At 43.0% G+C, this 2,079-nt stretch carries 5 protein-coding genes; 3 read left to right on the top strand and 2 right to left on the bottom strand.

The annotated features are described in order from the left end of the window. Positions 1-11 precede the first annotated feature (11 nt). The gene (locus VK541_RS25835) at positions 12-173 is read left to right on the top strand and encodes a type II toxin-antitoxin system VapB family antitoxin (RefSeq protein WP_414692622.1); all 162 of its coding nucleotides are present in this window, start codon (positions 12-14) and stop codon (positions 171-173) included. Then, complete coding sequence (gene vapC, locus VK541_RS13145) at positions 170-580, top strand: type II toxin-antitoxin system VapC family toxin (RefSeq protein ID WP_324370787.1); 411 nt, start codon at positions 170-172, stop codon at positions 578-580. The genes VK541_RS25835 and vapC overlap by 4 nt, the downstream gene beginning before the upstream one ends. A 34-nt stretch (positions 581-614) precedes the next feature. On the opposite strand, the gene VK541_RS13140 is transcribed toward vapC, so the two are convergent. Together VK541_RS13140 and VK541_RS13135 are read right to left on the bottom strand one after the other, a co-directional pair. Continuing rightward, positions 615-1,163: a hypothetical protein gene (locus VK541_RS13140; protein ID WP_324370786.1), complete on the bottom strand. Its 549-nt coding sequence runs from the start codon at positions 1,161-1,163 to the stop codon at positions 615-617. Then, the gene (locus tag VK541_RS13135) at positions 1,160-1,621 is read right to left on the bottom strand and encodes a hypothetical protein (RefSeq protein WP_324370785.1); all 462 of its coding nucleotides are present in this window, start codon (positions 1,619-1,621) and stop codon (positions 1,160-1,162) included. Before VK541_RS13135 ends, VK541_RS13140 begins: the two co-directional genes overlap by 4 nt. A gap of 201 nt (positions 1,622-1,822) precedes the next feature. Between VK541_RS13135 and VK541_RS13130 the strand changes: the two genes are divergently transcribed. Then, a partial coding sequence (locus VK541_RS13130; RefSeq protein WP_324370784.1) for a hypothetical protein occupies positions 1,823-2,079 on the top strand: 257 nt, incomplete at its 3' end.

Genomic DNA, 2,079 nt, shown 5'->3' with positions numbered 1-2,079 from the left:
TGGATGACGCCTTGGTAGAACAAGCGTTAAAACTTAGTAATATCAAAACGAAAAAAGATGTCATACATGATGCGTTAAAAAATTATGTCGCCTCGATGAAAAAAAAGCAGCTCCTCGCTCTCAAAGGCAATGTGAAATGGGACGGAAATTTGAAGGATATGCGTAGTATATGAGTCAACAATTACTATTTGACACATCGGTCTGGATCGACTTCTTACGTAACAAAAGCACTCCTGAGGCCGATATTCTTACTAGATACATTAAGAACAACGATCCCGTACTTCTTACACCAACCATCATACAGGAAGTATTACAGGGTATTCGGGACGACGCTCAATATGAGCAAATAAAAGATATCTTTTCCTATATTACCACTCTTCAGTTACCACCCATTCAAACGGCTGTAGGAGCTGCAGAGTTGTACAGGTCCCTAAGAAAAAAAGGGCTTACTGTCCGAAAAAGCAATGATTGTTTAATAGCTTTTTATGCCATTGAATTTTCAACTCCGATAGCACATTCAGACGCCGACTTCGACGTGATCGCAGCTCACACAAAGTTGAAAATTTGGAGACCCCGATAGCACTGATCCCTTCACCGGCGATTAGCTTCTCAATCTACATCTTCACGCTCATCCCGACCATAAGCCTCGCTTTATTCTGGGTAAAGTCATAAGCCGGCATTGACCAGATGGTTGCCATCAGCTTTGGGATGGCAAGCCTGAAATTGGGACCTATCCCGTGGCCTGTCCAGGCGGCAAGACCAAGGGTGAACTGGTCAGAGATTCTATGAAACAAATTGATCTTGTACAGATAATTATCTCTTCCACTACCCAGTTCACCCCATATCAACAATGTCGTTTTACCCATTCCTTTCCAGATACTGGCAGCATAACGGGGACTGTTGGTCCCATGTTCAATACCAATCAGTCCGCCAACACTAAATAACTTGGATGGAGAATAGGTGGTGCCAATGAGTGCCTGACCCCATTTTTGCTCAACCAGACCAAAGAAAGTCAAAGCAACCTTTTCTGTGATCCTCTTCGATCCAAAGTAATTGATATTTGGTTCAACATAACCGCCGGCAGTATACCTGCCATATGTCTCCAACTGTGCTTGAGCAAAAAATGGCAGGGATATAATTAAGAGAACTAGCGACTTTTTCATAAAGCGGCATGAGATTGAGCCCCTCTTGTGGATAACGCATCTATGCTCCACGCATAAACAGGAATTGTCGCTAACAACAGACTGGCGGCAGAAAAAGGAAATGTCGCAAAGTTGATCGGTGCCTTGATGCCGATAAATATGGACATTGACGTTGCAAAAGCAAGCGTCAGCAGACAACTGCCAATTGCCATCTGTCTTGTCTTAAATCCGACGATCAGCAGAATTCCAATAGTCGCTTCGGCGAAAGTGGCGATACCACCCATTATGTTGACAGCCGGTCTATCCAGGAAAGGCATTAATGTTCCTGTATAATTTATGAAGTTCTCCCAATTGCCCCATTCTATATTCCTGCCTCCGAATGGACCCAGAAACCCGAGTCTGTCAAAAACAGGTGTGAGGAAGCCTACGCCCAAGGTGATGCGTAAAAGAAGTTGCGGAACTCTAAATGAATTTTTCATACTCGTTATTTTTATTATTAATGAATGATGTAAAATTAAATACTTGCTGGGCCATATTTATATGCCAGTTTTGAGAAAAAGACCAGCCCAGTCGCAACCCCCTTGTACCCAACCTGGGCACAGATTACCCGGATGAATACCCGATTAAAATCTCACTGATCACCGACTGTTTATTTTTATTTAAGACAAAAAAAATTATATTTGATCAGAACCGAAATGACACTGAAAAAGAATTTAGCTGCAACCCGCATGGGTTCTCCCCCCTCCGGAGAACCTCTGAACAGAGAAAGTTTCGAGCTTTTTTTCAAGGAGAATTTCCTGCGTTTCTGCCTGTTATGCCAGTTCAAGTTTGGTTTCGATACCGAACAGGCAAAAGAAATAGTTCATATCAGCTACGTGAAACTCTGGGAAAGCCGCACCAGCATAAAGACCGGCACCTCACTGTCCGCTTATTTTGT

Source organism: Pedobacter sp. (assembly GCF_035317785.1).
GTDB lineage: Bacteria > Bacteroidota > Bacteroidia > Sphingobacteriales > Sphingobacteriaceae > Pedobacter.
This window is presented reverse-complemented; position numbering and strand designations above follow the sequence as displayed.